The sequence below is a fragment of the Sphingosinicella ginsenosidimutans genome, from assembly GCF_007995055.1.
Lineage (GTDB): Bacteria > Pseudomonadota > Alphaproteobacteria > Sphingomonadales > Sphingomonadaceae > Allosphingosinicella > Allosphingosinicella ginsenosidimutans.
Genome location: NZ_VOQQ01000001.1, coordinates 2,890,173 through 2,915,135, shown reverse-complemented (window position 1 = coordinate 2,915,135; position 24,963 = coordinate 2,890,173). Strand labels below are relative to the sequence as shown.

Annotated in this window: 32 protein-coding genes, 1 tRNA gene and 1 pseudogene; 22 read left to right on the top strand and 12 right to left on the bottom strand. The window is 68.4% G+C overall.

All coding sequences use genetic code 11. The features are described from left to right. Window positions 1-35 precede the first annotated feature (35 nt). The 3 genes from accC to aroQ are packed head-to-tail and all read right to left on the bottom strand — an operon-like array spanning window position 36 to window position 2,360. Window positions 36-1,385 (bottom strand): acetyl-CoA carboxylase biotin carboxylase subunit, encoded by a 1,350-nt coding sequence (gene accC, locus FRZ32_RS14535; RefSeq protein WP_192901899.1) that lies wholly within the window; start codon window positions 1,383-1,385, stop codon window positions 36-38. Further along, window positions 1,385-1,870: an acetyl-CoA carboxylase biotin carboxyl carrier protein gene (gene accB / locus FRZ32_RS14530; protein WP_243445315.1), complete on the bottom strand. Its 486-nt coding sequence runs from the start codon at window positions 1,868-1,870 to the stop codon at window positions 1,385-1,387. Before accB ends, accC begins: the two co-directional genes overlap by 1 nt. A 49-nt stretch (window positions 1,871-1,919) precedes the next feature. After that, on the bottom strand, window positions 1,920-2,360 hold the full coding sequence (aroQ, locus tag FRZ32_RS14525; RefSeq protein ID WP_147044176.1) for a type II 3-dehydroquinate dehydratase: 441 nt from the start codon (window positions 2,358-2,360) through the stop codon (window positions 1,920-1,922). Window positions 2,361-2,408: 48 nt separating this feature from the next. Here aroQ and thiS point away from each other — a divergent pair. Beyond that, window positions 2,409-2,621: pseudogene (gene thiS, locus FRZ32_RS14520) on the top strand (sulfur carrier protein ThiS); the annotation flags it as partial. Window positions 2,622-2,631: 10 nt separating this feature from the next. Here the strand turns inward: thiS and FRZ32_RS14515 are convergent. Continuing rightward, window positions 2,632-3,096, bottom strand: a complete 465-nt coding sequence (locus FRZ32_RS14515; RefSeq protein ID WP_147044174.1) for a hypothetical protein — start codon at window positions 3,094-3,096, stop codon at window positions 2,632-2,634. A gap of 129 nt (window positions 3,097-3,225) precedes the next feature. Here FRZ32_RS14515 and FRZ32_RS14510 point away from each other — a divergent pair, with 129 nt between their 5' ends. The 3 genes from FRZ32_RS14510 (at window position 3,226) to FRZ32_RS14500 (ending at window position 4,859) form a co-directional block, all read left to right on the top strand. Further along, entirely contained in the window at window positions 3,226-3,996 is a 771-nt protein-coding gene (locus FRZ32_RS14510) for a thiazole synthase (protein ID WP_147044509.1), read from the top strand. A gap of 148 nt (window positions 3,997-4,144) precedes the next feature. After that, window positions 4,145-4,546 carry a hypothetical protein gene (locus FRZ32_RS14505; protein ID WP_147044173.1) on the top strand — a complete coding sequence of 134 codons (402 nt, stop codon included), beginning with the start codon at window positions 4,145-4,147 and terminating at the stop codon, window positions 4,544-4,546. 142 nt (window positions 4,547-4,688) lie between these two features. After that, window positions 4,689-4,859, top strand: coding sequence for a CsbD family protein (locus tag FRZ32_RS14500; protein WP_147044172.1), 171 nt, complete (start codon window positions 4,689-4,691; stop codon window positions 4,857-4,859). A gap of 58 nt (window positions 4,860-4,917) precedes the next feature. On the opposite strand, the gene FRZ32_RS14495 is transcribed toward FRZ32_RS14500, so the two are convergent. Beyond that, window positions 4,918-6,570, bottom strand: a complete 1,653-nt coding sequence (locus FRZ32_RS14495; protein WP_147044171.1) for a thiamine pyrophosphate-binding protein — start codon at window positions 6,568-6,570, stop codon at window positions 4,918-4,920. Window positions 6,571-6,670: 100 nt separating this feature from the next. Here FRZ32_RS14495 and FRZ32_RS14490 point away from each other — a divergent pair, with 100 nt between their 5' ends. The 6 genes from FRZ32_RS14490 (at window position 6,671) to FRZ32_RS14465 (ending at window position 12,047) form a co-directional block, all read left to right on the top strand. Then, the gene (locus tag FRZ32_RS14490) at window positions 6,671-6,970 is read left to right on the top strand and encodes an SCP2 sterol-binding domain-containing protein (RefSeq protein WP_147044170.1); all 300 of its coding nucleotides are present in this window, start codon (window positions 6,671-6,673) and stop codon (window positions 6,968-6,970) included. An 89-nt stretch (window positions 6,971-7,059) separates the two neighbouring features. Next, window positions 7,060-7,770, top strand: a complete 711-nt coding sequence (locus FRZ32_RS14485; RefSeq protein ID WP_147044508.1) for a CoA transferase subunit A — start codon at window positions 7,060-7,062, stop codon at window positions 7,768-7,770. Window positions 7,771-7,883: 113 nt separating this feature from the next. Beyond that, on the top strand, window positions 7,884-8,648 hold the full coding sequence (locus tag FRZ32_RS14480) for an HAD family acid phosphatase (RefSeq protein WP_243445314.1): 765 nt from the start codon (window positions 7,884-7,886) through the stop codon (window positions 8,646-8,648). Then, window positions 8,648-9,304: a CoA transferase subunit B gene (locus FRZ32_RS14475; protein ID WP_147044168.1), complete on the top strand. Its 657-nt coding sequence runs from the start codon at window positions 8,648-8,650 to the stop codon at window positions 9,302-9,304. The genes FRZ32_RS14480 and FRZ32_RS14475 overlap by 1 nt, the downstream gene beginning before the upstream one ends. Continuing rightward, the gene (locus FRZ32_RS14470) at window positions 9,304-10,938 is read left to right on the top strand and encodes a SulP family inorganic anion transporter (RefSeq protein WP_192901898.1); all 1,635 of its coding nucleotides are present in this window, start codon (window positions 9,304-9,306) and stop codon (window positions 10,936-10,938) included. The genes FRZ32_RS14475 and FRZ32_RS14470 overlap by 1 nt, the downstream gene beginning before the upstream one ends. Window positions 10,939-11,045: 107 nt before the next feature. Further along, complete coding sequence (locus tag FRZ32_RS14465) at window positions 11,046-12,047, top strand: NADPH:quinone oxidoreductase family protein (protein WP_192901897.1); 1,002 nt, start codon at window positions 11,046-11,048, stop codon at window positions 12,045-12,047. A gap of 20 nt (window positions 12,048-12,067) precedes the next feature. On the opposite strand, the gene FRZ32_RS14460 is transcribed toward FRZ32_RS14465, so the two are convergent. Next, window positions 12,068-12,526 carry a hypothetical protein gene (locus tag FRZ32_RS14460; RefSeq protein ID WP_147044167.1) on the bottom strand — a complete coding sequence of 153 codons (459 nt, stop codon included), beginning with the start codon at window positions 12,524-12,526 and terminating at the stop codon, window positions 12,068-12,070. A gap of 136 nt (window positions 12,527-12,662) precedes the next feature. Here FRZ32_RS14460 and FRZ32_RS14455 point away from each other — a divergent pair, with 136 nt between their 5' ends. From FRZ32_RS14455 to FRZ32_RS14415, 9 genes are all read left to right on the top strand, one after another. Beyond that, window positions 12,663-12,986, top strand: coding sequence for a DUF1476 domain-containing protein (locus FRZ32_RS14455; protein WP_147044166.1), 324 nt, complete (start codon window positions 12,663-12,665; stop codon window positions 12,984-12,986). Further along, window positions 12,986-13,219, top strand: coding sequence for a BolA family protein (locus FRZ32_RS14450; protein WP_147044165.1), 234 nt, complete (start codon window positions 12,986-12,988; stop codon window positions 13,217-13,219). Before FRZ32_RS14455 ends, FRZ32_RS14450 begins: the two co-directional genes overlap by 1 nt. A gap of 11 nt (window positions 13,220-13,230) precedes the next feature. Next, the gene (gene grxD / locus FRZ32_RS14445) at window positions 13,231-13,557 is read left to right on the top strand and encodes a Grx4 family monothiol glutaredoxin (protein ID WP_147044164.1); all 327 of its coding nucleotides are present in this window, start codon (window positions 13,231-13,233) and stop codon (window positions 13,555-13,557) included. A 272-nt stretch (window positions 13,558-13,829) separates the two neighbouring features. After that, window positions 13,830-14,198, top strand: a complete 369-nt coding sequence (locus FRZ32_RS14440) for a BlaI/MecI/CopY family transcriptional regulator (RefSeq protein WP_147044163.1) — start codon at window positions 13,830-13,832, stop codon at window positions 14,196-14,198. Then, complete coding sequence (locus tag FRZ32_RS14435) at window positions 14,195-15,700, top strand: M56 family metallopeptidase (RefSeq protein ID WP_147044162.1); 1,506 nt, start codon at window positions 14,195-14,197, stop codon at window positions 15,698-15,700. Before FRZ32_RS14440 ends, FRZ32_RS14435 begins: the two co-directional genes overlap by 4 nt. A 107-nt stretch (window positions 15,701-15,807) precedes the next feature. Next, window positions 15,808-16,668 (top strand): MBL fold metallo-hydrolase, encoded by an 861-nt coding sequence (locus tag FRZ32_RS14430; protein ID WP_147044161.1) that lies wholly within the window; start codon window positions 15,808-15,810, stop codon window positions 16,666-16,668. Then, a complete protein-coding gene (locus FRZ32_RS14425) occupies window positions 16,650-17,348 on the top strand; it encodes a DUF4230 domain-containing protein (RefSeq protein WP_147044160.1) in 699 nt (232 codons plus the stop codon). Before FRZ32_RS14430 ends, FRZ32_RS14425 begins: the two co-directional genes overlap by 19 nt. Next, on the top strand, window positions 17,345-18,346 hold the full coding sequence (nadA, locus tag FRZ32_RS14420) for a quinolinate synthase NadA (RefSeq protein WP_147044159.1): 1,002 nt from the start codon (window positions 17,345-17,347) through the stop codon (window positions 18,344-18,346). The genes FRZ32_RS14425 and nadA overlap by 4 nt, the downstream gene beginning before the upstream one ends. After that, window positions 18,346-19,725 carry a glycoside hydrolase family 47 protein gene (locus FRZ32_RS14415; RefSeq protein WP_147044158.1) on the top strand — a complete coding sequence of 460 codons (1,380 nt, stop codon included), beginning with the start codon at window positions 18,346-18,348 and terminating at the stop codon, window positions 19,723-19,725. The genes nadA and FRZ32_RS14415 overlap by 1 nt, the downstream gene beginning before the upstream one ends. On the opposite strand, the gene FRZ32_RS14410 is transcribed toward FRZ32_RS14415, so the two are convergent. Further along, window positions 19,674-19,901, bottom strand: coding sequence for a hypothetical protein (locus tag FRZ32_RS14410; RefSeq protein ID WP_147044157.1), 228 nt, complete (start codon window positions 19,899-19,901; stop codon window positions 19,674-19,676). The two genes, FRZ32_RS14415 and FRZ32_RS14410, sit on opposite strands and share 52 nt — an antisense overlap. Before the next feature lie 206 nt (window positions 19,902-20,107). Here FRZ32_RS14410 and nadC point away from each other — a divergent pair, with 206 nt between their 5' ends. Further along, a complete protein-coding gene (nadC, locus tag FRZ32_RS14405) occupies window positions 20,108-20,962 on the top strand; it encodes a carboxylating nicotinate-nucleotide diphosphorylase (RefSeq protein WP_147044156.1) in 855 nt (284 codons plus the stop codon). Between the two features lie 11 nt (window positions 20,963-20,973). Then, window positions 20,974-21,693 (top strand): ribonuclease T2 family protein, encoded by a 720-nt coding sequence (locus FRZ32_RS14400; RefSeq protein ID WP_147044155.1) that lies wholly within the window; start codon window positions 20,974-20,976, stop codon window positions 21,691-21,693. On the opposite strand, the gene FRZ32_RS14395 is transcribed toward FRZ32_RS14400, so the two are convergent. Continuing rightward, window positions 21,690-22,124 carry a DUF4112 domain-containing protein gene (locus FRZ32_RS14395; RefSeq protein WP_147044154.1) on the bottom strand — a complete coding sequence of 145 codons (435 nt, stop codon included), beginning with the start codon at window positions 22,122-22,124 and terminating at the stop codon, window positions 21,690-21,692. The two genes, FRZ32_RS14400 and FRZ32_RS14395, sit on opposite strands and share 4 nt — an antisense overlap. A gap of 5 nt (window positions 22,125-22,129) precedes the next feature. Then, complete coding sequence (locus tag FRZ32_RS14390; RefSeq protein WP_147044153.1) at window positions 22,130-23,599, bottom strand: ABC transporter substrate-binding protein; 1,470 nt, start codon at window positions 23,597-23,599, stop codon at window positions 22,130-22,132. A gap of 90 nt (window positions 23,600-23,689) precedes the next feature. Between FRZ32_RS14390 and FRZ32_RS14385 the strand changes: the two genes are divergently transcribed. After that, a complete protein-coding gene (locus FRZ32_RS14385; RefSeq protein ID WP_147044152.1) occupies window positions 23,690-24,046 on the top strand; it encodes a hypothetical protein in 357 nt (118 codons plus the stop codon). A 23-nt stretch (window positions 24,047-24,069) separates the two neighbouring features. Here the strand turns inward: FRZ32_RS14385 and FRZ32_RS14380 are convergent, their stop codons facing one another. The 3 genes from FRZ32_RS14380 to FRZ32_RS14370 form a co-directional block, all read right to left on the bottom strand. After that, a complete protein-coding gene (locus FRZ32_RS14380) occupies window positions 24,070-24,330 on the bottom strand; it encodes a hypothetical protein (protein WP_147044151.1) in 261 nt (86 codons plus the stop codon). A gap of 130 nt (window positions 24,331-24,460) precedes the next feature. Further along, window positions 24,461-24,547 (bottom strand) — tRNA-Leu (locus FRZ32_RS14375). Window positions 24,548-24,601: 54 nt separating this feature from the next. After that, a complete protein-coding gene (locus FRZ32_RS14370) occupies window positions 24,602-24,880 on the bottom strand; it encodes an integration host factor subunit beta (protein WP_147044150.1) in 279 nt (92 codons plus the stop codon). Window positions 24,881-24,963 lie beyond the last annotated feature (83 nt).

Genomic DNA, 24,963 nt, shown 5'->3' with positions numbered 1-24,963 from the left:
ATCATTCTCCCCCGGCGCCGCCTCGCGAGGCGGCCTCAGCTCTCTTCGCGCTTCAGCCATTCCTCCAGCCACTTGATCGTATAATCGCCGGCCTGGAAATCGGGATCGTCAAGCAGCGCCTGGTGGAGCGGGATCGTGGTCTTGACGCCCTCGATCACGAACTCCTCGAGCGCGCGCCGCAGGCGGCGCAGCGCGCCGTTGCGCGTCGTTCCATAGACGATCAGCTTGGCGATCATCGAATCGTAATAAGGCGGTACGCGATAGCCGGCGTAGAGCCCGCTATCGACGCGCACATTCATGCCGCCCGGCGCGTGATATTGGGTGACCTGGCCGGGCGAGGGCGCGAAGGTGCGCGGATCCTCGGCATTGATCCGGCATTCGATCGCATGGCCGCGGAACACGACGTCCTGCTGACGAAGCGTCAGCGGGTGGCCCTCGGCGATGCGGATCTGCTCGCGCACAAGATCGAGCCCGGTGATCGCCTCCGTCACCGGATGCTCGACCTGGAGCCGGGTGTTCATCTCGATGAAGTAGAATTCGCCATTTTCGTAGAGGAACTCGATCGTGCCGGCGCCGCGATAGCCCATTTCGGCCATGGCGCGGGCGACGAGATGGCCCATTTCCTCGCGCTGCTCCGGCGAAATGGCTGGGGAGGGGGCCTCTTCGAGCACCTTCTGATGGCGCCGCTGCAACGAACAGTCGCGCTCGCCGAGGTGGATCGCATTGCCCTGGCCGTCGCCGAAGACCTGGAATTCGACATGGCGCGGATCGCCGAGATATTTCTCGATATAGACCGTTGCGTCGCCGAACGCGTTCTTCGCCTCGGTGCGCGCCTGCGAAATCTGGCTTTCGAGGCTGTCGGCCGAGGTCACGACCTTCATGCCGCGCCCTCCGCCGCCCGAGGCTGCCTTGACGATCAGCGGGTAGCCAGTCGCGGCGGCGACCTTGCGCGCCTCCTCGATGCTCGCCACCGGGCCGTCGGAGCCGGGGACGAGCGGAAGGCCGAGCCTGGCCGCCGTCAGCTTCGCCTCGATCTTGTCGCCCATCGTGCGAATATGCTCGGGCTTCGGGCCGATCCAGATGATGTCGTGGCTCTCGACGATCTCGGCGAAGCGGGCATTTTCGGACAGGAAGCCGTAGCCCGGATGGATCGCGTCGGCCTGGCTGATCTCGGCCGCCGAGATGATGGCCGGGATGTTGAGATAGGATTCGCTCGCCGGCGGCGGGCCGATGCAGACCGTCTCGTCGGCAAGGCGGACGTGCATCGCGTCGGCATCGGCGGTCGAATGGACCGCGACCGTCTTGATGCCCATTTCATGGCAGGCGCGATGGATGCGAAGCGCGATCTCGCCGCGATTCGCGATCAGGACCTTCTCGATTGCCATCAGTCGATGACGACCAGCGGTTGATCGAACTCGACCGGCTGCGCGTCCTGGACGAGGATCTCGCGCACCGTGCCGGCCTTTGGCGCGGTGATCGGGTTCATCACCTTCATCGCCTCGATGATGAGAAGGGTCTCGCCTTCCTTCACCGCCTTGCCCGGCGCGATGAACGCCGCGGCGCCCGGCTCGGGGGCCAGATAGCAGGTGCCGACCATCGGCGACTTGATCGCGCCGGCCGCGCTCGGGGCGGGCGCGGCGCCGGCTTCGGCCGCCGGGGCGGGAGCAGGCGCGGGAGGCGCCACCGGTGCAGGAGCCGCGGCCGTGACCGGCCCCGCCGCAACCGTCAGCTGACGGCGCACGGAGACCTTGCGGTCGCCGTCCTCCACCTCGATCTCGGTCAGATCCTTTTCGGCCAGCAGATCGGCGAGCTGCCGGATGAGGTCGGTATCGACCCGCATGGCGCTCTCAACAACCTTGTCGTTGCTCATTTGAATCCCTTGTCTTGCCACGTCCCCAGGGGGCAAGCGGCTCTCCCTGTCAGAGACGCGCCGCCGCGTCCAGAGCCAGCGAATAGCTGCGGGCGCCGAAGCCGCAAATGCTCCCGCGCGCGACGCTGCCGATCAGCGAGCGGCGGCGGAAGCTCTCGCGCGCCTGCGGGTTGGAAAGGTGCACCTCGATCACCGGCACCTGGATCGCCTTGACCGCATCGTGGAGCGCGACCGACGTGTGGGTGAACCCGCCCGCATTCAGGATCACCGCCTTGGCGCCCCTGGCGTTCGCCTCATGCAGCCAATCGATCAGATGGCCTTCATGGTTGGACTGACGCAGATCGATCTCAAGACCGGCCTCTCTCGCCTGGTCCTCAAGCTGGCCGGCGATGTCGTCGAGCGTCTCGACGCCGTAAATCTCCGGCTCGCGCGTTCCGAGCAGGTTGAGGTTCGGCCCGTTCAGGACAAAGATCAAAGGTGGCGCGGTCATGGCGCGCCCCTATATGACGGGCGGGGGGCAACCGGCAAGGAATTGGGCTTGGACCACGAAACGATCTCGATCAGGGTCAACGGACAGCACCGGCGCGTGCGGGACGGGATGAGCGTTGCGGACCTCGCTCTGGAGCTCGGCCTCGAGCCCACCAAGGTTGCGGTCGAACGCAACCTGGAGATCGTGCCGCGATCCACGCTCGCCGACGTCGCGGTGAAGGACGGCGACGATTTCGAGATCGTGACCTTCGTCGGCGGCGGCTGAGACCGGGTCAGGCGATGGACGAGAGCTGGGCCCTCGGAACGGGGAGGCGCGCGCCGTAGCGACCGGCGATCCGCGTCACCTCGTCGAAGGTTGATTCGATCGCTGCCTGCGCCTGGCGGACGTCCGCCGAATCCGTCGCGTCGTCGTCATCCGAATCGTCGCCATTGTCCGCATCGTCGCCACTGCCGCTCGCCGATGCGGATTCCTCTGCGGCTGCGAGCTGCTCCCACGCGTGGACATGGGCCTGATAGGCTTGCCAGAAATCATCCGGCGCGCGCCCGCGCGGGATATTTTCCATCACCTCGGCGACATCGCGCGCGCTGAGCGAGCCGGTGTCGAGATTGTCGGCATCGAGGATCCGCTCGATCTCCGCGCGCGCCTGCTGGCCGGTCACGACGATGCCCGGTTCCGGGCTGGCAGCGGCGGCGGGAAGCGGCAGCAGAGCGAGTGCGAATGGCAAAAGAAAACGCATGGTCTTTCCCGGCATGGCGGCAGGGCTTATGCGACGCCGGCCAGCACATATATCGAACTTGCTCTCACCAATGAACGGAAAATCGACGTGAACCAGGCCAACCGCACCGCCGCCGCCGCCGCCGACAACATGGACGATCGCTGGACGGTCGCCGGCCGGACGTTCCGGTCCCGGCTGATCGTCGGCACCGGCAAATATGCGAGCTTCGAGGAGAACGCCGCTGCGCTGGAGGCGTCGGGGGCCGAGATCGTGACGGTGGCGGTGCGGCGGGTGAACATCTCGGACCCCGGCCAGCCCTTGCTCACCGACTATATCGACCCGAAGCGGTTCACCTATCTGCCCAACACCGCGGGCTGCTTCACGGCCGAGGAGGCGGTGCGGACGCTCCGGCTGGCGCGCGAGGCGGGCGGCTGGGATCTGGTGAAGCTCGAGGTGCTCGGCGAGGCCAAGACGCTCTATCCGGACATGCGCGAGACGCTGAAGGCGACCGAGACGCTGGTCCGCGAGGGCTTCAAGCCGATGGTCTATTGCGTCGATGATCCGATCGCCGCGAAGCAGCTGGAGGAGGCGGGCGCGGTGGCGATCATGCCGCTTGGCGCGCCGATCGGCTCCGGCCTCGGCATCCAGAACCGGGTGACGATCCGCCTGATCGTCGAGGGCGCGGGCGTGCCGGTTCTGGTGGACGCCGGCGTCGGCACGGCGTCGGACGCGACGGTCGCGATGGAGCTTGGCTGCGACGGCGTGCTGATGAACACGGCGATCGCCGAGGCGAAGTCGCCGGTGCTGATGGCCAGGGCGATGAAGGCGGCGGTGGAAGCGGGCCGGCTCGCCTATCGCGCCGGGCGGATGGGACAGCGCCGCTATGCCGATCCGTCGAGCCCGCTGGCCGGGCTGATCTGACACACGGCCGCCCGCCGCACTTTTCCTTCCGCACGGCGCACCGTGATGATAGGTTCGCTACGCCCCCGGAACATCGCCGGGCATGGCGTGTTGTCATCAGGCGCAGCGGCGCTCCAGCCGCGGGCGTCCAGGAGTGGAGGTTCGGGTCATGGGTGAGTTCGACAAGAATCAGGGCGCCGAGGGCGGCAAGCCCGGCTTCGATCAGGGCGGCAAGGACCAGTATCAGCAGGACGGTGGCAAGCAGCAGGGCCAGCAGGACCAGGGCTATCCCGAGAAGCCCGGTTACCAGCAGGACCAGGGCGGCGGCTACGACAAGGGCCAGCAGCAGCAGGACGGCGGCAAGGGCGATTGGGGCGGAAAGCCCGGCGCCGACCAGGGCTATCCGGAGAAGCCCGGTTACCAGCAGGACCAGGGCGGCGGCTACGACAAGGGCCAGCAGCAGCAGGACGGCGGCAAGGGCGATTGGGGCGGAAAGCCCGGCGCCGACCAGGGCTATCCGGAAAAGCCCGGCTATCAGCAGGGCCAGGACGACTATCCCCAGAAGGGCTGAGTCCGGCGGGATTCGAAAGGGTCGCGGCCGCTTCGGCGCCGCGGCCCTTTTTTCATCCGGGCTCGGGGCCCGACCTGGCGGTTGGAACCGGCACTGCCTCCCTCACGTTCATCGGGCAGGTACCACCAAAGGGAGAAGCCCGATGGGCGAGCTTACGGACAAGATCAAAGGCAATATCAACGAAGCGGCCGGCAAGCTGAAGCAGCAGAGCGACAATCCCGACAAGCGCGACGAAGGCGCTGCCCAGGAAATGAAGGGCAAGGGCCAGCAGTTCGTCGGCAAGGTCAAGGGCGCGCTCGGCGACGATATCTAGCCGACAAAGCGATCCTGGAGAGGATGGCCGTCCCGCAATGCGGGGCGGCCATTTTCATTCAGCGCGCCCGCAATTTCGAGATGGTCGTCGCGGCGGTGATCTGCTCGACATCGGTCTTGAGGTGCAGGAGGCGCACGCCCGATTGGGCGAGAGCGCGGTCCAGGGCCGGCGCGAACTCCTCGGTCCGCGTCACCGTCTCGGCCCAGGCGCCATAGGCGCGCGCCAGCGCCGCGAAATCGGGGTTCACAAGCTCGGTGCCGGAGATGCGCTGCGGATAGTCGCGCTCCTGGTGCATCCGGATCGTCCCGTAGGCGCCATTGTCGACGACCAGGATCAGGAGCCTGACGCCGTGGCGAATCGCGGTCGCGAGCTCCTGCCCGTTCATCAGGAAATCGCCATCGCCGGCGACCGCGACCACCTGCCGCTCCGGAAAGCGAAGCGCGGCGGCGACGGCGGCGGGCGGGCCATAGCCCATCGATCCGTTGGTCGGCGCGAGCTGGCTGGGGCAGGGGCCGTAATGCCAGTAGCGATGCCACCAGCCCGAGAAATTGCCGGCGCCGTTGCAGACGATCGTGTCGGCCGGGAGCTTCGCGCGCATCGCCGCGACGCAGGGGCCGAGATCGAGCGCCACGCCCTCGCGCGGCTTCGGCGTCGCCCAGGCCTCCCATTCGGCATGGGCCTCGGCGCCCGCGTTGAAATGGATGACCTCGTCTTCCCAGTCGGCGCACAGTTCGGCGAATTCCATCACGTCGGCGCAGATCGGCAGATCGGTGCGGTAGACCCGGCCGAGCTCTTCGGGATCGGGATGGACGTGAACGAGAATCTGGCCCGGATGATCGGGCGTCAGCAGGGTGTAGCCGTCCGTCGTCGCCTCGCCGAGCCGGGCGCCGACCGCGATCACCAGATCCGCGTTCCGGACCCGTTCGAGCAGCTTCGGATTGGGCCCGTAGCCGAGATTGCCGGCATAGACCGGGCTGTCGTTGGGGATTGAATCCTGCCGGCGGAAGGCCGCCGCCACCGGCAGCCCGATCCGCTCCGCCCACTCGCGGAAATGGTGGGACGTGCCTTTGCACCAGCCGGCGCCTCCGACGATCGCGACCGGGGAGGCGGCGTCCTGAAGCAGCGCCATCAGCGCGCCGACCGCCAGCGGATCGGCGGCCTGGGCGAAGCGCGCGTTGCGCGGCCGATCCTCGGCCTCGACCTCGTCCTTCAGCATGTCCTCGGGCAGGACGAGGACGACCGGCCCGGGGCGGCCGGCCATCGCGGTCGCATAGGCGCGGGCGACATATTCGGGGATGCGGCGCGCGTCCTCGATCCGCTCGACCCGCTTGGCGAGCGGCGCGAACATGGTGGCGAAATCGACCTCCTGGAAACCCTCGCGATCGCGGTCGCCGCGGGCGACATCGCCGATCAGGAGCAGCATCGGAGTCGAATCCTGGAAGGCGGTGTGGACGCCGACTGCTGCATTCGTCGCGCCCGGCCCGCGGGTGACGAAGGCGACGCCGGGCCGCCCGGTCATCTTCCCGTCCGCCTCGGCCATATAGGCGACGCCGCCTTCCTGCCTGCAGACGACGAGATCGATCTGCGGCGTATCGTGGAGCGCGTCCAGGGCGGCGAGAAAGCTCTCGCCCGGGACGGTGAAGATGCGCTCGCAGCCCTGGATGACGAGATTGTCGATCAGGATGCGGCCGCCGGTGCGTTTCGCTGTCATGGCGCCTGCCTAATCACGTTCGCGGCACGGTGAAAAGAGAGGCTGGCGCTTTACGTTCGCGTAAAGTAGGTCTGGTCCGCCAGCCAGAAGGAGAGCGGACATGGACAAGAGCGAGATGGCGTCGAAGCTGAAGGGCGCGAACGCCTATGTTCCGGGCAAGAAGGTGAAGCTCGACTTCGGCGACAAGGGCGTGATCATGCTCGACGGCATCGGCAATGAAGTGAACGAGACCGACGGCGCGGCCGACACGACGATCAAGATCAACTGGGCCGATTGGGAGGCGCTGTCCGCCGGCCAGCTCGATCCGATGACCGCCTTCATGATGGGCAAGCTCTCGGTCGACGGCGACATGTCGAACGCGATGCAGCTTCAGGGCGTGCTCTCGAAGCTGAAGGGGTAAACCGCCCACAAACTTGAAAAGTGATTCAAGTTCGCTTGACCGGACTCGGCGCGGGCGATTATCGCTCTCGCGCGAGCAAGGGGAGCGTTTTGATGAAGAAAGTCTATCCCGATGCGGCCGCGGCGCTTGAGGGCGTGCTGTTCGACGGCATGCTGATCTGCGCCGGCGGCTTCGGGCTGTGCGGCATTCCCGAGCGGCTGATCGACGCGATCCAGGCGAGCGGCGTCAAGGACCTGACCGTTGCCTCCAACAATGCGGGGATCGACGGGGAGGGGCTCGGCAAGCTGCTGCGGTCGCGCCAGATCAGGAAGATGATCTCCTCCTATGTCGGCGAGAACAAGGAGTTCGAGCGGCAATATCTGGCCGGCGAGCTGGAGGTGGAGTTCTGCCCGCAGGGGACGCTCGCCGAGCGGTGCCGCGCCGGCGGGGCCGGGATTCCCGGCTTCTACACGAAAACCGGCGTCGGCACCCAGGTCGCCGAGGGCAAGGAGATCAAGAATTTCGACGGCCAGGATTATGTCCTGGAGCGCGGCATTTTCGCGGACCTTTCGATCGTCAAGGGCTGGAAGGCCGACGAGAGCGGCAACCTCATCTTCCGCAAGACCGCGCGCAACTTCAATGCCCCGATGGCGACCGCCGGCAAGATCTGCATCGCCGAGGTCGAGGAGATCGTGCCCGTTGGCAGCCTCGACCCCGACTCGATCCATCTGCCGAGCATCTATGTGAACCGGCTCGTGCTCGGCGCGCCCTACGACAAGAAGATCGAGTTCCGCACCACCCGCGAGCGGGAAGCGGCGTGAGGCGACTGGCGCTTTTCGGGCTGGCGGCGCTGGCGGGGTGCGCGACCGCACCCGCATCCGCGCCCCAGGCGATCGCGCCCGCGACAGCCGAAGCCCCGCCTGTTCCCCCCACCATGCAGTGGCTGTACGGCTCCGGGGAAAGCGCTGCGTCGAGCATTCAGGCCTATCATGCGCTTCGCGACTATGTGATCGCCGCCGCCCGCGCGCGCCCGCGCGACAGCGTGGTGCTGGCCGAGGGCTCCAGCCTCGATCACCCCGATTTCGTGCCCTGCGGCGATCGGCCGCTCGCCGTGGTGCTCGATGCCGACGAGACGGCGGTGCAGAATCTCGGCTTCGAATATGACGATGCGAGGCATCCGGGCCGCGCCTACGACCAGGAACGGTGGAATCGCTGGGAGCAGACCGGCGGCCGGGCGCTGACGCCGATGCCGGGCGCGGTGACGGCGCTGCGGGCGATCCGTGCCGCCGGGGTCGCGGTGATCTTCAATTCCAACCGGCTCGCTCGCTTCGCCGATGCGAACGCGGCCGCGCTGAACGGCATCGGCCTCGGCCCCGTCCGCCACGGCGAGACCTTGTGGCTCCAGGGCGACACCCCGGGCGGTTCCGCAAAGGACCCGCGCCGCGCCCTCATCTCGCAGCGTTACTGCGTGATCGCGATGGTCGGCGACCAGCTCGGCGATTTCTCGGACCTGTTCAACGCCCGCGGCCTGAGCGTCACCGCGCGGCGCGAGGCCGCCGCGAGCGGGCCCTTCGCCCGCCTGTGGGGCAATGGCTGGTTCATCCTGTCCAACCCCGTCTACGGGCCGAGCATCCGCGGCGGCCCGGACGATGTCTTCCCTTCGGACAAACGCTGGTCCGACCCGCAAGGAGATCATTGATGCCCTGGGACCGCAACCAGATGGCCGCGCGCGCGGCGAAGGAACTGCGCGACGGCTATTACGTCAATCTGGGGATCGGCATCCCGACGCTGGTCGCCAACAATATCCCCCAGGGGATGGAGGTGACGCTCCAGAGCGAGAACGGGATGCTCGGCATCGGGCCCTTCCCTTATGAGGACGAGGTCGATCCCGATCTCATCAACGCCGGCAAGCAGACGGTGAGCGAACTGCCGCAGACCAGCTATTTCGGATCGGACCAGAGCTTCGCGATGATCCGTGGCGGCCATATCGACCTTGCCGTGCTCGGCGCGATGGAGGTCGCGGAAAATGGCGACATCGCCAACTGGATGATCCCCGGCAAGATGATCAAGGGCATGGGCGGCGCGATGGACCTCGTCGCGGGCGTCAAGAAGATCATCGTTGTCATGGAGCATACGTCGAAGAACGGCGATCCCAAGTTCATCCCGCAATGCACCCTGCCGCTGACCGGCCAGAATGTCGTCGACATGATCGTCACCGACCTGTGCGTGTTCCAGCGGCCGGACCATCAGAGCCCGTTCCGGCTCATCGAGCTGGCGCCCGGCGTGACCGCCGAGGAGGTCGCGGCCAAGACGACGGCCCATTACGCACCGCTCGCGGTCGCAGCCGAAGCCTGATGGCCGCGGGGGACTTCAAGCCGAAGTTCCTCACCGTCATCGGCGAAGGCTATGGCGCGGATCGACTGCGCGCCGACCTGATTGCCGGCCTCACCGTCGCCGTCGTCGCGGTGCCGCTCGCGATGGCGCTCGGCATCGCCAGCGGCGCTTCCCCGCGCGAGGGCCTGGTCACCGCGATCGTCGCTGGGTTTCTGATCTCCGCGCTTGGCGGATCGCGGGTGCAGATCGGCGGGCCGACCGGGGCTTTCGTGGTCATCGTCGCCGGGGTGATCGCCGCCCACGGAATGTCGGGCCTGATCGCGGCGACCATGCTTGCCGGCCTGATCCTGATCGCGGCAGGCTATGGCGGCGTGGGGCGGCTGATGCGCTTCGTGCCGATGCCGGTCATCACCGGCTTCACCGCCGGTATCGCCGTCATCATCGCCTCCAGCCAGATCGGCGACTTTTTCGGGCTGAGAACGGGCGCCGTGCCGGCGGAGTTCGTCGACAAATGGGCAGCCTATCTCCGCGCCTTCGGAACGATCAACTGGGCGGCCCTTGGCGTCGGCGGCGGATCGCTGCTGCTCATCCTCGTGCTCCGTCGCGCGGCTCCGCGGGCGCCGGCCTATCTGATCGCGATCGTCGCCGCGGGCCTCGCGACCTGGGCGCTGCGCCTCCCGGTCGAGACCGTCGGCAGCCGCTTCGGCGCGATGCCGGCCGGCCTGCCGTGGCCGCACTGGCCCGATCTTTCGTTGCAGATGATCCGCGAGATCATTCCGAGCGCCTTCACCATCGCCTTCCTTGCCGGGATCGAGGCCTTGCTCTCGGCCGCCGTCGCCGACGGCATGACCGGCTATCGCCACCGGCCGGGCCAGGAACTGGTCGGCATGGGCGTGGCCAACATCGTATCAGGCCTGTTCGGCGGCCTGCCGGCGACCGGCGCGATCGCCCGAACCGCGACCAACATCCGCGCCGGCGGCCAGACCCCGGTGGCGGGAATGGCCCATTCGGTGTTCCTGTTCCTCTTCCTGCTGCTGGCGAGCGCGGCGATCGGATATGTGCCGATGGCGGCGCTTGCCGCGGTGCTGCTGATGGTCGCGTGGGGCATGAGCGAGGCGGATCGCTTCCTGGTCCTGCTGCGGGCCGACGCGGGCGAGCGGGCCATCCTGGTGCTGACCTTCCTGCTGACCATCCTGGTCGATCTCACGGTCGCGATCGGCGTTGGCGTGACGCTGGCCGCCCTCTTCTTCATGCGCCGGATGAGCGAGCATGCCGGGCTTGTGCCGATCGATCCGGACGAGGATCCGGAGCAGCGAGCCCGGCTGCCCGAAGGGGTCGAAGTGTTCCGTTTCACCGGCCCGATCTTCTTCGGCGTCGCGAGCGAGATGATCGAGGCGCTGCGCCGGATCGGGCGGCGTCCCCGCGCCGTGATCCTTCGCATGGAGGAGGTGCCCTATATCGACGCGACCGGTGCGGCGGCACTGGCGACCTTCGTGCGGCAGGCGCGCGGATCCGGCGCCGAGGTGTGGCTGTGCGGCCTGAGGCGCGGGCCGCTCGAATTCCTCGCCCGGATGGACCCGCCCTACGCCGGGGCACGGCGCACGCTCACCTACCAGGGCGCGCTGACGCGGCTGACGGAGCCGCCGCGAGGGTGATTGCGCCGGCGGCGCGCGCACGCCACAGTCGAACGAAGGATTTGGGAGAGGGCGATGGAAGCGAAGCGCAGGCGGAGATGGGTCGTTGCGTTTGCGGGAGCGGGGCGGTGAAGGCCCTGCTCTCTCGCGCGCCCGGGGGCCCCGAAACCCTCGCGCTCGCCGAGCTTCCCGATCCGGTCGCGGGGCCCGGCGAGCTGCTGGTCGCGGTGAAGGCTTGCGCGATCAACTATCCCGACGTGCTCATCATCGAGGACAAATATCAGTTCCGGCCCGAGCGGCCATTTGCGCCCGGCTGCGAGATTGCCGGCATTGTCGAGGCGGTGGGCGAGGGGGTGACCGGATGGTCGCCGGGCGACCGGATGATCTCGACGCTGCCGCATGGCGGGCTCGCCGAAAAGGCGGTGGTGCCCGCGGCCGGCGCGCAGCCTTTGCCGGAGGGGCGCAGCTTCGCCGAAGGCGCGGCGCTGATCCTCACCTATGCGACCACGATTCACGCACTCGTCGATCGCGGTGGCATCAAGGCTGGAGAGACATTGCTCGTGCTCGGCGCGGCCGGCGGCGTCGGCCTCGCCGCCGTGGAGCTCGGCAAGGCTTATGGCGCGCGCGTCGTCGCGGCCGTGTCGTCGGAAGCGAAGGCCGAAGCCGCGCGCGCGGCCGGCGCCGACGCGACGATGATCTATGCCGCCGGTCCGTTCGGGCGCGACGAGGCGAAGGCGCTGGCGGCGCAGTTCAAGGACGCCGTCGGCCCGGACGGCGCGGACCTGATCTACGATCCCGTCGGCGGCGACTATGCCGAACCGGCGCTTCGGTCGATCGCCTGGGAAGGGCGCTATCTCGTCATCGGCTTTCCGGCCGGCATCCCGAAGCTCCCGCTCAACCTGACCCTCCTCAAGAGCTGCGACGTGCGCGGCGTCTTCTGGGGCGCGTTCGCGGCGCGCGACCCGAAGGCGAACGCCGCCCATGTCCGGACCCTGTTCCGCCTGTGGGAAGAGGGCCGGATCGCGCCGCGGGTGAGCCGGACCTGGCCGCTCGCCCAGGGCGCGCAGGCGATCGCGCACATGGCGGCACGCCAGGCGATCGGGAAGCTCGTCGTCACGATGGACGACTGATCGCCGGCGCGCGCCGGCGATCAGTGGCCGGGCGCGGCGGCGGCGGGCGGTGCGGCTGGCGCGGGCGATCCCGCCGCCGGAGCGGCCGCCGCGCGCTGCTCGCGGATCGCGTCGGCGACCTGTCCTTCGACCTCGGCGAGCTGCGCATGGAGGTTGGCTTGCGCGGGCGTCCGCTGCTCCTCGGGGAGCTGGGCGATGAACGCTTCGGCAGCGCTCTCGAGCGCATGGAGCTCCGTCGCGCAGCCGCTGGCGACGCTCGCCGCGCCGGCTTCCGGAGTGGCGGTCGCCGGAACATTGGCGAGCCCAGCCTCGATGCAATGTCCGAAGGCCATGCCGGCCTGCTGAATGGTGCTGGTGTCAGGCGTCGCCGGCGCCGCGGTCGCGGGGGCCGGAGCTTCCTGGGCCGGAGCGGAGGCCTGCGCCTGGAGCGCGGCGGGCACCGCGAGAAGGAACGAGGCGGCAATCGGGAATCGGATCATGGAATCGGTCTCCTGTCTCTGGGCCTTCAGGTGACAGATTCCGGCGCTTCGGCAAGCGGCTTTTGCGTTCGCATGGCGTTGCGCGGTCAAGGCGCCGCGCCTATCTGACACAGTGAAGACGCAAGAAGGGGTAGGCATGACCACGTTCGACGACCGCGAGAAAGCCTTTGAGGCGCAATATGCCCGCGATCAGGAGATGCAGTTCAAGATTGTCGCGCGCCGCAACCGGCTGCTCGGCCACTGGGCCGCGAAGAAGATGGCGCTGACCGAGGCGGAGGCCGAAGCCTATGCCCGCGACGTCATCCGCGCCGATTTCGAGACGGCGGGCGATGACGACGTGATTCGCAAGCTGCTCGGCGATCTGACCTCGGCCGGGGTCGATATCGACGAAGCCGCGATCCGCGAGGCGCTGGCGCACAAGACCGTCGAGGCCCGTCGCCACTTCATCGAGGCGCAGTGATGGCCATGGCCGCCGACGAGATCGAGACCCTGATCCGTGCCGGAATTCCCGACGCGCGGGTCGAGATCGTCGATCTCGCAGGCGACGGCGACCATTATGAAGCGCGGGTGGTCGCCGAAAGCTTCCGGGGGATGCCGCGAGTGAGGCAGCACCAGCTTGTCTATGCAGCGCTGGGCGGTCGGATGGGCAACGAGCTCCATGCGCTGAAGCTCAGCACCGCCACCCCCGAATGAAGGAAAAAGAAATGAGCGACGTCAACGCCCGCATCGAAGACATTGTAAAGAAAAACGACATCGTCCTGTTCATGAAGGGCACCGCGCTGTTTCCACAGTGCGGCTTTTCGAGCCGCGCGGTCGCGATCCTCGACCATCTCGGCGCGCCGTTCGAGACAGTCGACGTGCTCCAGGACGCCGAGATCCGCCAGGGGATCAAGGACTATTCGGACTGGCCGACCATCCCGCAGCTCTATGTGAAGGGCGAGTTCGTCGGCGGCAGCGACATCATGATGGAGATGTTCGAGGCCGGCGAGCTCCAGCAGCTCCTTGCCGACAAGCAGATCGTCGGCGCCTGAGCCTCCGTCCCGATGAAAAAGGGGCGGGCGGCGCGACCGGAAAAGTGCGCTACGCCCGCCCCGAGTGGGATCGTGTGGATATCCGGATTGATACATGCCGCGTGCCAATTCGCCGCGGCCGCGCAAATCCGCCATTTTTCACGGTAAATCGCGGTTAACCCTCCCGACGATTGTAAAGCGGCCCGACATGGGTGGCGCTGCGCCAGTGCGCGATCATTCATCCGTCGTTCATTCGTTTGACTACACCCGTAGTCAAGGATTGGGAGGGGATGATGGCGGAGCGTATCTCGTCCGCGGAGCATGAGGTGATGGAGGTGCTATGGCGCGATTCGCCATTGAGCGCCGCCGAGGTCGCCGAGCGGATCGGCGAGCGCCGTCGCTGGAGCATCCGCACAGTCAAGACGATGCTGGCCCGGCTCCTCGCCAAGGGTGTCCTCGCGCATGAGGAGGACGGGCGCCGCTACCTCTATCGCCCCGCGATCGCGCGCGACGACTATGTCGCGGCCGAATCGCGCCGGCTGCTCGACCGCCTGTTCGATGGCCGGGTGACGCCGCTGGTCGCCCACCTCGCCGAGCGCGACCGTCTGAGCGAGGCCGACATCGCCGAGATCGAGGCACTTCTCCAGGCGCTCAAACAATGATCGCCTGGCTCGCGCTCAACATGGGCTGGGCGAGCGCGGCGATGCTGCTCGTGCTGGCGCTGCGCCAGCCGGCGGCCCGGCTGTTCGGAGCTGGCGTCGCTTATGCGCTGTGGTTGCTTCCGGCGCTCCGGCTGATCCAGCCGCCGCTGCCGGCCTGGCACGCGGCCATTCCCTCCGTCGCTGCTCCCGAGACGCTGGTCGTCTTCGTCGAGGGGACGGCCGCGCCGCTGCCGCCGGACGGCGGACCCGGGCAGTGGGTGCCCATCCTGCTCGCGATCTGGGCCGGCGGCGCGGCCGTATTCCTGGCATGGCAGTGCCTTTCCTATCGCGCCTTCCTTGCCCGGCTTGCCTCTGGCGCCCGTCGGATCGGCGCGCATCGGGGGCTTCCGATCGTGGCGAGCGAGGGCGCCGAAGGGCCGCTGGCCCTGGGGTTCCTCAACCGGCATATCGTCGTCCCCGCCGATTTCGAGGCGCGCTATACGCCCGCCGAGCGGGTCCTCGCGCTCGACCATGAGGCGGTCCACCATCGGCGCGGCGATCTTTGGTGGAACCTCGCGGCGCTGCTCGTCCTCGCCCTCAACTGGTTCAATCCGATCGCCTGGATCGCCTTTCGCGCCTTCCGCGCCGACCAGGAGCTGGCCTGCGACGCGGCGGTGATGGCCGGGGCCGACGCCGGCGCCCGCCATGCCTATGCCAGCGCTCTCGTCAAATCCGCGAGCCGACCCGGCCTGATTGCAGCCTGCCCGCTCAATCATGCCGATCAACTGAAACGGAGATTGAGAATGATGAAGCAACATCGCCGCGGCCGCGCGCGCCTTATCGGCGGCCTCGGGATTGCCGGGCTCGTTGCCGCCGTCGGCCTTGTGACCGGCGCTTCCGGCGCGGCGCAATCGCAGCCCGCGCCGCCACCGCCGCCGCCCACGCCGCCGCACGCGGATGGCGAGGGCCAGCACCGCGAGCGCGTGATCGTCCGGACAGTGACCCGGGACGGCCATGATGAGACGACGACCGAGCGGATCGCGGACGGCGCCGACGTGCCGGCCGACGCCCGGCGCCGCACGGAGCGGGTCATCGTGGTCTCGCCGGGGACGGACGGGAATCGCGAGCGCGCCAGCGGGGAGGGAGGCCGCACGCGCATCCACACGCGCGTGGTGACGAGCCATTGCGAGGATTCGCTTCAGGATCCGGCGCGCGGCGACGAGTCTCGTCGCCGGATCGTCGTCACCTGCCGTGCCGGCCAGCCGGGCGAGGCGGGAGCGAGCGCGATGGTGACGGGCTGCAGCGACGCCGATCGCTTCGAGGTGAACGAAGGCACCGATCGCGACCGCTATCGCTTCGTCCTGTGCAGCACCGGGGCGAACGAAAGCCCCGCGCGGCGGGCGCAGACGCTTCAGCAGGTGCGCGACCGGCTTGCCGGCGATGCGGGCGACCTGACCGGCGAGCGCCGGACTCGCGTGCTTGCCGCCATCGACCGGGAAATCGCCCGCCTGCGGGGCAATTGAGGCCCTCACAGAAGTAGCATCGGGAAAGGCATGCGGGCGGCTCGGCGGGCCGTCCGCATCGCCATGGGCCAGCGACACGGGCTTGATCCTGTCGCCAGGCGTGCCACATGGCGCGCATGGCCGAGCCGCCTTATGAACGAGCCGAGGAGGTGGCGCCGGGCGTCCGTCGCATCCTTGCCGGCAATCCGTCGCCCTTCACCTTCGAAGGGACCGAGACCTATCTTGTCGGCACGGCCGAGATCGCGGTGATCGATCCGGGGCCGGACGATCCGCGACATGTCGATGCGATTCTCGCCGCCGTGGGGGGCGGCCGCGTGAGCGCGATCCTGTGCACCCACACCCACCGCGATCACAGCCCGGCGAGCCGCGCGCTCGCAGAGGCGACCGGCGCGCCGATCATCGGCTGCGCGCCGCTCGCGATTTCCGATGACGGCCCGCGCGCGGACGCCGCCTTCGATTTCGATTATGCGCCGGACCGGGTGCTCAAGGATGGCGACACCCTCGAAGGCGAGGGCTGGAGGCTCGCCGCCGTCGCGACGCCGGGACATACGTCCAACCATCTGTGCTTCGCGTTCGGCGACATCCTCTTCACCGGCGACCATGTGATGGGATGGTCGACGACGGTGATCGCGCCGCCGGACGGCGACATGGCCGATTATATGGCGAGCCTCGACAGGCTGCTGGCACGCGACGATCGCCTCTATTTCCCGGCGCACGGCCCAGCGGTCGAAAAGCCGCGCGCCCATGTCCGCGCGCTGATCACCCATCGGCGAATGCGCGAGAAGCAGATCCTCGAACGGCTCGGACAGGGGATCGGGCGCATCCCGGCGATGGTCGAGACGATGTACCGCGCGGTCGATCCGCGGCTGCATCCGGCGGCCGGGCGCTCGGTGCTTGCCCATCTGATCGATCTCGAGCGGCGCGGGCTGATCGGCCGGGAGGGCGAGGAATGGACGCTTCGCGCCTGAAGCGCTGGGCGCCTTGGGTCGCGGCGCTGGCGGCCCTGGTGGCGGGGCTGCTGATCGGCCTTGCCCTGCGGGCCGATCGCGGCCCGGCACCCGAGCACGATCCGCGCGCGATCGCGAACCGGGTCCTGATTTCGGTTCGCGAGCAGGGCCGGATCGTAACCTACAGCGCGCGCTTCGCTGCGATCGTCAGCGCGCGCGAAAGCCGGCTCGGGATGACCGCGGAAAAGACGCTGATCCTGCCCGGCACCGCCCGCTATTCGGTCGATCTGTCGCGTCTTCGCCGCCAGAACCTGGCCTGGGACGCGCCCACCTCGACACTGACGGTGACGCTGCCGCCACTTGAAATCGACGGGCCGCAGATCGATTTCGGCGATGTCCGGGAATATTCGGACGGCGGCCTTCTCCTGGCCCTCACCGATTCGGGACGGACGCTCGATCAGGCCAATCGCCGGAGCGCCCAGGATGAACTGATGCGCCAGGCGCGGGCAGGGACTGCGACGCACCTGGCCCAGGACGCGGCGATGCGGATCGTGGCACGCGCTTTCGCGCTTCCGTTGCGTTCGGCGGGGATTGACGCCAGCGTCGCGGTGCGGTTCGTGGACCCGGCGGGGCGGGAGGACGCAAGCTTCCTCGATCGCCCCGTTCGCATCGAGGACGCGGTAAGGAACAACGCATCATGAATGCCCCCAACGCCACTCTCCAGGGCCTCGACGTCCGCGCCGAGATCGATCGCCTCCGCCGCGAGCGCAACGCCGTGATCCTCGCCCATTATTACCAGGCGCCGGAAATCCAGGACCTCGCCGATTTCGTCGGCGACAGCCTCGATCTGTCACGCAAGGCGCAGGCGACCGACGCCGACGTCATCGCCTTTTGCGGCGTCCGCTTCATGGCTGAGACGGCGAAGATCCTGTCGCCGCAGAAGATCGTCATCCTTCCCGACATGAACGCTGGATGCAGCCTGGAGGACAGCTGCCCGCCCGAGCAGTTCGCTGCGTTCCGCGCGCAGCATCCGGATCACATCGCGCTCACCTACATCAACTGCTCGGCGGCGGTGAAGGCGCTGAGCGATATCATCGTTACCTCCTCGTCCGCCGAGACGATCCTGGGCCAGATCCCGCCGGAGCAGAAGATCATCTTCGGCCCCGACAAGCATCTCGGTGGCTATCTCTCGCGCACCCTCGGCCGGGAGATGCTGCTGTGGCCGGGCACCTGCATCGTCCACGAAGCCTTCAGCGAGACCGAATTGCTGAAGCTCAAGGCGCAATATCCGGGCGCGCCGGTGCTCGCCCACCCGGAATGTCCGGGCCATATCCTCGACCATGCCGATTATGTCGGCGCGACCTCGGGCATCCTCAAATATGCGCTGGAGGCACCGGGCGACGTCTTCATCGTCGCGACCGAGCCGCACATCATCCACCAGATGGAGAAGGCGGCGCCGCACAAGACCTTCATCGGCGCGCCAGGCGCGGACGGCAACTGCAACTGCAACGCCTGCCCCTATATGGCGCTCAACACGCTGGAGAAGCTCTACGTGGCGCTGCGCGACCTCGAGCCGCGGATCGAGATCGAGGAGGAGTTGCGCCTGAAGGCGAAGCGGTCGCTCGACCGGATGCTGGAGATGGCCGGCAACACGGTCGGCAAGGGCGACGTCGGCAAGCCGCAGATCAGCGGCGACTGATGGACCTGAGGCTTTCGCGCCGCGCCTTCATCGGGTCCGCCGCCCTCGCGGCGGCCGCGCCGGCACTCGGCGTCGATGAGGCGGAGGTCGATTGGACCGCGCTCGGCGAGGACGTGAAGGCCGAGATGCGCTGGGCCTGGGCCAATTATCGCGACCATGCCTGGGGCAAGGACGATTTCCTGCCGGTCTCCGGCGGATCGCGGAGCTTTCCACTGCGCGATCATCATCTCGGCCTCAGCCTGATCGAGGCGATGGACACGCTCTGGCTGATGGGCCTCGATGCCGAGTTCGCCGACGCGCTCGGCTGGGTGAAGGCCGCGCTCGACTTCGACGTCGACGGCGAGGTTTCGGTCTTCGAAACCTCGATCCGGCTCGTCGGCGGGCTGCTCTCGGCGCACCTCGCCTGCAACGATCCGGCGCTCCTCGCCAAGGCGCGCGATCTTGCCGATCGGCTGCTTCCGGCCTTCGACACGCCGACCGGCATTCCCTATCGCTATGTGAACCTGAAGACGGGCGCGGTGCGCGACCCGGCGACCAACCCGGCCGAGACCGGCACCTATATCCCCGAATATGGCACGCTGAGCCGCCTCACCGGCGACACGCGCTATCGGGAGGCGGCCGATCATGCGCTCGGCGCGATGTACGATCGCCGGTCGCGGATCGGGCTGCTCGCCGACAAGATCGACGCCCGCACCGGGGAATGGCTCAGCCGCCGCGCGACGATCGGGCCGCCGTCCGACAGCTTCTACGAATATTGCTGGGATGGCTGGCAGCTGCTCGGCGATCCGGGCTGCAAGACGATGTACGACACGCTGACCGCGGCGATCCTGGCGCATCAGGCGGTGCGGCACAAAGGTGCGTTCTGGTTCGTGGACGTCGATTTCGAAACGGGCGCGCGGCTTTCGACCGAGCAGGACGAGCTCGCCTCATTCTATGGCGGCCTCCTCGCCCAGGGCGGCGCGGCGGCTGAGGGCGCCGCTTATACCCGCGCCTGGGCCGCGGTTCAGGATCGCTTCGGCATTCTTCCCGAGGGCTATGATTATGCGACCGGACAGCCGACGGCGCGCACCAATTCGCTTCGCCCCGAACTCGCCGACGCCGCGTTCAACCTGTGGCTGCTCGATCGGTCGGACGAATGGCGGCGCATCGGCCGGGCGCACTATCTCGCGATGAAGCGGTGGAACAAGGCGCGCTTCGGCTACACCGACATGGCCGATGTCGTGACCAGGCGGCAGGCCGATCACTGCCCCGGCTATTGGTGGTCGGAGCAGATGAAATATTATTATCTGATGTTCGCGGACTGTCCCCGCTTCGATTACCGGGACAATTATCTTTCGACCGAGGGCAATGTGCTGAAGGGGCTGCTCGGCCCGGATTGAGCGATCGCCGGCTCCGGCCAATCGTTTTCATTGGCCGGTCCGCCATAGACGCGGTCCAGATAATAAGCGGCAAGATGATAATGCGCCCGCGCGACGTTCGAATGGGTAGCCTGATTGGCGAGCGTCAGCTCCTCTTCGACCCGATCGAGGAAATAATTGCGGTCAGCGGCGTCCATGCCCACTCCTTTGGATTGCCGAGGCGCTCTGGTAACCGCCGGTGGGCAGCCGGGGTTCCACGTCCTTGTCGCTCATTTGCCTCGGCTCGACCGCGGCCTGGTGACCGCGAACCGTCGCCGGCGGCGCATGCGCGGCCGATCGGAGCATCGACCGCTATCGCCGACCCGGAACTTGTGCCAAGGCGCCGACAACGGACGGAGAGACTATGACGGCGCAGCACTGGCAGCTCGAGGGCTTCGATCTCGGCCGCTTCGTCGCCGAGACGCTTGCCGAGGATATGGGCGAGGGGGGCGATATCAGCTCCGCCGCCGTCATCCCCGCCGACGCGCGTTTCGTGGGGGTGATGGATAGCCGCGAGGCGATCGTCGTCGCCGGGCTTCCGATCGCGGAGGCGATTTTCCGGGCGCTCGACCCGGATGCCGGGATCGAGATCCTGATCGACGAAGGCGGCCGGGCGCCCGCGGGCGCGGACCTGATGCGGCTTTCCGGCGATGCCCGCGCGCTGCTGACCGCCGAGCGATCGGCGCTCAACGTGGTCCAGCATCTCTCCGGCATCGCGACGCTGACGCGGCGCTATGTCGACGCGATCGCCGGCACGGGGACGATCCTGCTCGACACGCGCAAGACGATCCCCGGCCTTCGCCTGCTTGAAAAATATGCGACGCGCATGGGCGGCGCGCAGAACCACCGGATGGGCCTGTGGGACGCGGCGATGATCAAGGACAATCACGTCGCCGTCGCCGGAAGCGTCGGGGAGGCGACCCGTCGGGCGGCCGCGGCCGGCATCGCCCGGATCATCGTGGAGGTCGACCGGCTGGACCAGATCGAGCCGGCGCTCCAGGCCGGCGCCACCCACATCCTGCTCGACAACATGGCGCCGCCGATGCTGCGCGAGGCGGTCGGGATCGTCGCCGGACGCGCCCCGACCGAAGCGAGCGGCGGCGTCAATCTCGATACGATCCGCGCCATCGCAGAGACCGGCGTCACCTATGTCTCGGTCGGTCGGATCACCCAGTCGGCGCCGGCCGTCGATATCGGCCTCGATTTTACAGCGGCATGAGAGAGGGCATGATGATCCGCCGCCTCGCAACGGTCCTTCTCGCCCTGCTCACGCCCGCCGCGCTGTCCGCGCAGGCACTGCAGTGCCGCGTCCCGCCGCGCATCGCCGCGCCCCACCCGGAAGGCCCGAGCCAGCAGGAGCCGCGTCGCCTCCTGCCGATCGGCAGCTACACGCTGGCGCTGATCTGGGCGCCGGAAGCGTGCCACAATCGCTCCGAAAATATCGATTCCGACTTCGCCTGCGGCCGCGGAAACCGGTTCGGCTTCACCCTCCACGGCCTGTGGCCGGACGGGGAGGGGCGGGAGTGGCCGCAATATTGCGCCTCGGCGCCGATCCTTCCGGAGGCGCTGATCCGCCGGCATCTGTGCGCGACGCCCTCGGCGCAGCTCCTCCAGCACGAATATGCCAAGCATGGCACCTGCATGGGAATCGCCCCCGCCGCCTATTTCGCGCGCTCCACAGGGCTTTACGGCCGGCTTCGCTTCCCGGACATGAACGCGCTTGCCGCGCGGCGGGACCTGACCGTGCGGCAGTTCGCGACCGCTTTCGCGCGGGTCAATCCTGGGCTCAGCGCCGACATGATCCGGCTCAACGTCAATCGCCGCGGCTGGCTCGAGGAAGTCTGGCTGTGCCTCGACACCCGCTTCGCCTACCGCACCTGCCCGGTCGCCCAAGGCGGCGCATCGGCGACGCGGCGAATCCGCATCCAGCCATTGCCGCGCGGTCGCTAGCGCCGCGCCAGCACCTGCCCCTCGATCGTCCCCGTCTCGGGATGATGGCGATCGAGCCATTTGCGCACGATCCTGAGGTTGCGCGTGTTCGACCGGAAGAAGAAGTCGGGAATGGCGCCGACCCAGGGGATCGCGCCAAGCAGCAGATCGATCCCGACATTGCCGCCCATTCGCGCCAGGTGCCATTTCGGCATGCCCAGGTTGCGCGCTTCCCACACGATCCACGCCCCCATCGCAGCCGCGACGACATCGCCCACGATCGGGATGAGATCGAGCGCGACATCGAGGCCGAAGCGGCGGTTCGTGCCCGGGATGACGAAGGCCCGTTCCAGCAACGCTTCCATCGCCTCGATGCGCCGGCGTACCGAGGCTGGATCGCGACCGGCGCCGAGGCGGGCCGCGAGCGCGTCCATGTCCACGCGATTCGGCATCTTCGTCAGGGTCCTTCGGCGGCGATCAACGTGTCGATCGGATGCCGGGCAAACGGATTGGGCCTGAATCCGTTCAATCGCGGCGCCACCAGCGACCAGCGCAGCGGGGCGCCGATGACGATATAAGCGGTGATTGCGGACAGGATCTGATCGGCCTTGGCGAGCGCGATCTGGCGCGCGGCGGCATCGGGCGCGGCCCGCGCGTCGGCGAGCGCGGCATCGGCGGTGGCTTCGCACACTGCGCTCGCGTCGCAGGAAAAGCGGCGCAGATACCAAGGCGCGGCGATGCTTGGCGCCACCGCGTCGATCAGCGCGAGATCGGCATCGGCGCCGGGCGCGACGACGGTCGCCTGGACGCCGATGGCCGCCCAGTCGCGGCGCAGATGGGCGAAAATCAGGCGATAACCCGGCCCACCGGGCATCGCGACCCGCAACCGCATGGGCGCGGGGAGCGCCGCGATCGCCGTGCGGGCGGCCTGACGCCGCTGGCCGATCGGCTGGCTCGCCCAGTCCGGCTGGGCCGGGGTCGGTACCTCGTCGATGCCGGGGCCGATCAGCGCGGCGCGGCCCGCAAAGCCGGCAAGCAGCGCTTCCGCGGCGATCGAATCGCGGTCGACGGCCATGGCGAGCGCGCGGCGTATGGCCGGATCGCCGAGCGGCCCTTCGGCCTTGAGGAAGGCGAGCGCGAGCAGCCCCTGGGCCGGATCGAGGACGAGACGGTTCGATGGAAGATCGGCGGTGCGCGCGAAAGGAAGGTCTCCGATCGTCCCGCCGGTCACCAGATCGGCGCGGCCCGCGCGGAAGCGCGCGATCGCCTGCGCCGCGCTCTCGCCGCGCAGCTGCACCGGCGCCCTGCGGGGGCCGGCTTCCGGCCCGTCCTCGTCGTCGCGGTCATCGTCGGCCGGGATGGCGAGGCGGACGCCCGCCGCATCGTCCCCAACGACGCGATAGGGTCCTGTTCCCCGATCGCCGAGCGCCACCGACATTTCGGGCTGGGCGAGGAGCTGGAGGAAGTTGGGGCGCGGTCCCTTGAGGCTGATCTCAAGCACCTCGTCGGTCATCGCGACGATGTCGTCGATCGCGCCAAGGACAGGCTTCAGCGGATTGCGACTGGCCCGGCTCAGCGATGCCTTAAGCCGGGCGACGACCTGCGCGGCCGTGACCCGTGCGCCGCCATCGACCCAGGTGGCCCGGCGCAGGCGGAAAGTATAACGAAGGCCGTCGTCGGAGACGATCCAGCTCTGCGCCAGCGCCGGCTCGATCTCGCCGGCGGCATCGAAGCGGACCAAGCCCTGCGCGCTCGCTTCGGCAAGCATCGCCGCGGGCGGATCGAGCGGCCGGAGGTTCGGGTTGAGGAGGTGCGGCGGGCTGCCGATCGCGCTGATGCGGATCGGGCCGCGGTCTGCCCCGCCACATCCGCCGGTCAGCGCGATCGCCGCAATCAACGCCGCACACAGGATTCGCCGTCCCAACATGGCGGCGATCCTAGCGGAGCGGCCTGGAAAGAACAGCGCGGCGGGCGCGGCTTTTACTCCTCCTTCACGTCTTGACGGCTAAGCCGGGGCATGGATCCGGATACCCCGCGACTGGCCGAGCAGGAGGACGAGGAGGAGGCGGGCTTCAAGCCACGCCGCGCCCGCCGACATATTGTCGACGAGGTCACGCAGCTTTCTCCCCACCATCTGTTCAGGGTCGAGGTCCAGGTCCGCAACCTTTCGCCCTTCGGCTTCATGGCCGAATGCGACGAACGCGTTCGCATCGGGAGCTATGTCGCGCTCGATGTGCCCGGAATCGGCTCCGTCCATGCCCAGGTGCGCTGGCAGATCGGCGCGCGCATGGGCGGCATGTTCCTCGATCCGATCAGCCTCGCGCGGTGCGAATGGGCGGCGGTAAAGGCCGGGACGCCGTTCAGCGCCGCCTGACCGGGTCCGCCTCGCGCCGCGCCTTATGGGCTGCTCGGGTGCCCGGTATCCCTGTCGTCATCCCCGAAGACGCCGGCGGCAAGCAGCACGCCGCCAGCGATGATGGCGAGCGCCAGGATCGCCGGCGCGAAACCGCCGGCCAAATCGGAGCCGTGGTGCGTCCGCGCCGACGCGCGCGCCGCCGGCGCATTGGCGAGCGACAGCGGCTGCGCGGAAGGCTGGGCGAGAGCCGGCGATACCGCGAGGGAAAGACCGGCGAACAGGAGCATCGCTCTGGCAACCATTTGATTTCCTTCCGTCTTTGGACAGTCTCATCCAATGCCGCCAACTCGCGGCGATGCGAAAGGATGCCCCATTGCGACGGAGCGGACGGGAAAGCTGCCAAGTGGTGGCGGGCCGGCAAATGCCGGAGAATGGTGCGGACGGCGGGACTCGAACCCGCACGCCCTTACGGGCAGAAGATTTTAAGTCTCCAGCGTCTACCGGTTCCGCCACGTCCGCACGCGACACGCCTGACGCGGCCAGGACGTGCCGTCAATGTCGGCGGCCGGCCGATCAGACGTTCAGCCGCTCGCGCATTTCCTTGCCGGGCTTGAAATAGGGGACTCGCTTCGCCGAGACGTCGACCGGCTCGCCGGTCCGTGGGTTGCGTCCCTTGCGGGCATCGCGGCCGCGCGTCGAGAAGGCGCCGAAGCCACGCAGTTCGACGCGGCCGCCATTCTGGAGCTGCGCGATGATGGCGTCGAAGACGGCGCCGACCACGCGCTCGATTTCCTTGAGCGTGAGGTCCGGATGGTCCTCGCACAACTTCTGGACGAGTTCTGAACGGATCACGACCTGCCCCCCAGTTCGAAACCGCACGGATCAGGCCCGTGCCCGGCGCCGGCGGCCCCTTCGCCGTCCGTGCGCCCGGACAG

What these genes read in the sequence shown, in the direction of transcription:
- accC (WP_192901899.1), bottom strand. Translation starts at nt 1,385, where the DNA reads ATGGCAATCGAGAAGGTCCTGATCGCGAATCGCGGCGAGATCGCGCTT.
- FRZ32_RS14385 (WP_147044152.1), top strand. Translation starts at nt 23,690, where the DNA reads ATGGATCCGGATACCCCGCGACTGGCCGAGCAGGAGGACGAGGAGGAG.
- FRZ32_RS14430 (WP_147044161.1), top strand. Translation starts at nt 15,808, where the DNA reads ATGGCGCGCATGGCCGAGCCGCCTTATGAACGAGCCGAGGAGGTGGCG.
- FRZ32_RS14460 (WP_147044167.1), bottom strand. Translation starts at nt 12,526, where the DNA reads ATGATCCGATTCCCGATTGCCGCCTCGTTCCTTCTCGCGGTGCCCGCC.
- FRZ32_RS14435 (WP_147044162.1), top strand. Translation starts at nt 14,195, where the DNA reads ATGATCGCCTGGCTCGCGCTCAACATGGGCTGGGCGAGCGCGGCGATG.
- FRZ32_RS14425 (WP_147044160.1), top strand. Translation starts at nt 16,650, where the DNA reads ATGGACGCTTCGCGCCTGAAGCGCTGGGCGCCTTGGGTCGCGGCGCTG.
- FRZ32_RS14410 (WP_147044157.1), bottom strand. Translation starts at nt 19,901, where the DNA reads ATGGACGCCGCTGACCGCAATTATTTCCTCGATCGGGTCGAAGAGGAG.
- FRZ32_RS14470 (WP_192901898.1), top strand. Translation starts at nt 9,304, where the DNA reads ATGGCCGCGGGGGACTTCAAGCCGAAGTTCCTCACCGTCATCGGCGAA.
- FRZ32_RS14515 (WP_147044174.1), bottom strand. Translation starts at nt 3,096, where the DNA reads ATGCGTTTTCTTTTGCCATTCGCACTCGCTCTGCTGCCGCTTCCCGCC.
- aroQ (WP_147044176.1), bottom strand. Translation starts at nt 2,360, where the DNA reads ATGACCGCGCCACCTTTGATCTTTGTCCTGAACGGGCCGAACCTCAAC.
- FRZ32_RS14390 (WP_147044153.1), bottom strand. Translation starts at nt 23,599, where the DNA reads ATGTTGGGACGGCGAATCCTGTGTGCGGCGTTGATTGCGGCGATCGCG.
- FRZ32_RS14510 (WP_147044509.1), top strand. Translation starts at nt 3,226, where the DNA reads ATGGACGATCGCTGGACGGTCGCCGGCCGGACGTTCCGGTCCCGGCTG.
- nadC (WP_147044156.1), top strand. Translation starts at nt 20,108, where the DNA reads ATGACGGCGCAGCACTGGCAGCTCGAGGGCTTCGATCTCGGCCGCTTC.
- FRZ32_RS14480 (WP_243445314.1), top strand. Translation starts at nt 7,884, where the DNA reads ATGCAGTGGCTGTACGGCTCCGGGGAAAGCGCTGCGTCGAGCATTCAG.
- FRZ32_RS14495 (WP_147044171.1), bottom strand. Translation starts at nt 6,570, where the DNA reads ATGACAGCGAAACGCACCGGCGGCCGCATCCTGATCGACAATCTCGTC.
- accB (WP_243445315.1), bottom strand. Translation starts at nt 1,870, where the DNA reads ATGAGCAACGACAAGGTTGTTGAGAGCGCCATGCGGGTCGATACCGAC.
- nadA (WP_147044159.1), top strand. Translation starts at nt 17,345, where the DNA reads ATGAATGCCCCCAACGCCACTCTCCAGGGCCTCGACGTCCGCGCCGAG.
- FRZ32_RS14415 (WP_147044158.1), top strand. Translation starts at nt 18,346, where the DNA reads ATGGACCTGAGGCTTTCGCGCCGCGCCTTCATCGGGTCCGCCGCCCTC.
- grxD (WP_147044164.1), top strand. Translation starts at nt 13,231, where the DNA reads ATGAGCGACGTCAACGCCCGCATCGAAGACATTGTAAAGAAAAACGAC.
- FRZ32_RS14490 (WP_147044170.1), top strand. Translation starts at nt 6,671, where the DNA reads ATGGACAAGAGCGAGATGGCGTCGAAGCTGAAGGGCGCGAACGCCTAT.
- FRZ32_RS14450 (WP_147044165.1), top strand. Translation starts at nt 12,986, where the DNA reads ATGGCCATGGCCGCCGACGAGATCGAGACCCTGATCCGTGCCGGAATT.
- FRZ32_RS14500 (WP_147044172.1), top strand. Translation starts at nt 4,689, where the DNA reads ATGGGCGAGCTTACGGACAAGATCAAAGGCAATATCAACGAAGCGGCC.
- FRZ32_RS14455 (WP_147044166.1), top strand. Translation starts at nt 12,663, where the DNA reads ATGACCACGTTCGACGACCGCGAGAAAGCCTTTGAGGCGCAATATGCC.
- FRZ32_RS14380 (WP_147044151.1), bottom strand. Translation starts at nt 24,330, where the DNA reads ATGGTTGCCAGAGCGATGCTCCTGTTCGCCGGTCTTTCCCTCGCGGTA.
- FRZ32_RS14505 (WP_147044173.1), top strand. Translation starts at nt 4,145, where the DNA reads ATGGGTGAGTTCGACAAGAATCAGGGCGCCGAGGGCGGCAAGCCCGGC.
- FRZ32_RS14475 (WP_147044168.1), top strand. Translation starts at nt 8,648, where the DNA reads ATGCCCTGGGACCGCAACCAGATGGCCGCGCGCGCGGCGAAGGAACTG.
- FRZ32_RS14440 (WP_147044163.1), top strand. Translation starts at nt 13,830, where the DNA reads ATGGCGGAGCGTATCTCGTCCGCGGAGCATGAGGTGATGGAGGTGCTA.
- FRZ32_RS14400 (WP_147044155.1), top strand. Translation starts at nt 20,974, where the DNA reads ATGATCCGCCGCCTCGCAACGGTCCTTCTCGCCCTGCTCACGCCCGCC.
- FRZ32_RS14395 (WP_147044154.1), bottom strand. Translation starts at nt 22,124, where the DNA reads ATGCCGAATCGCGTGGACATGGACGCGCTCGCGGCCCGCCTCGGCGCC.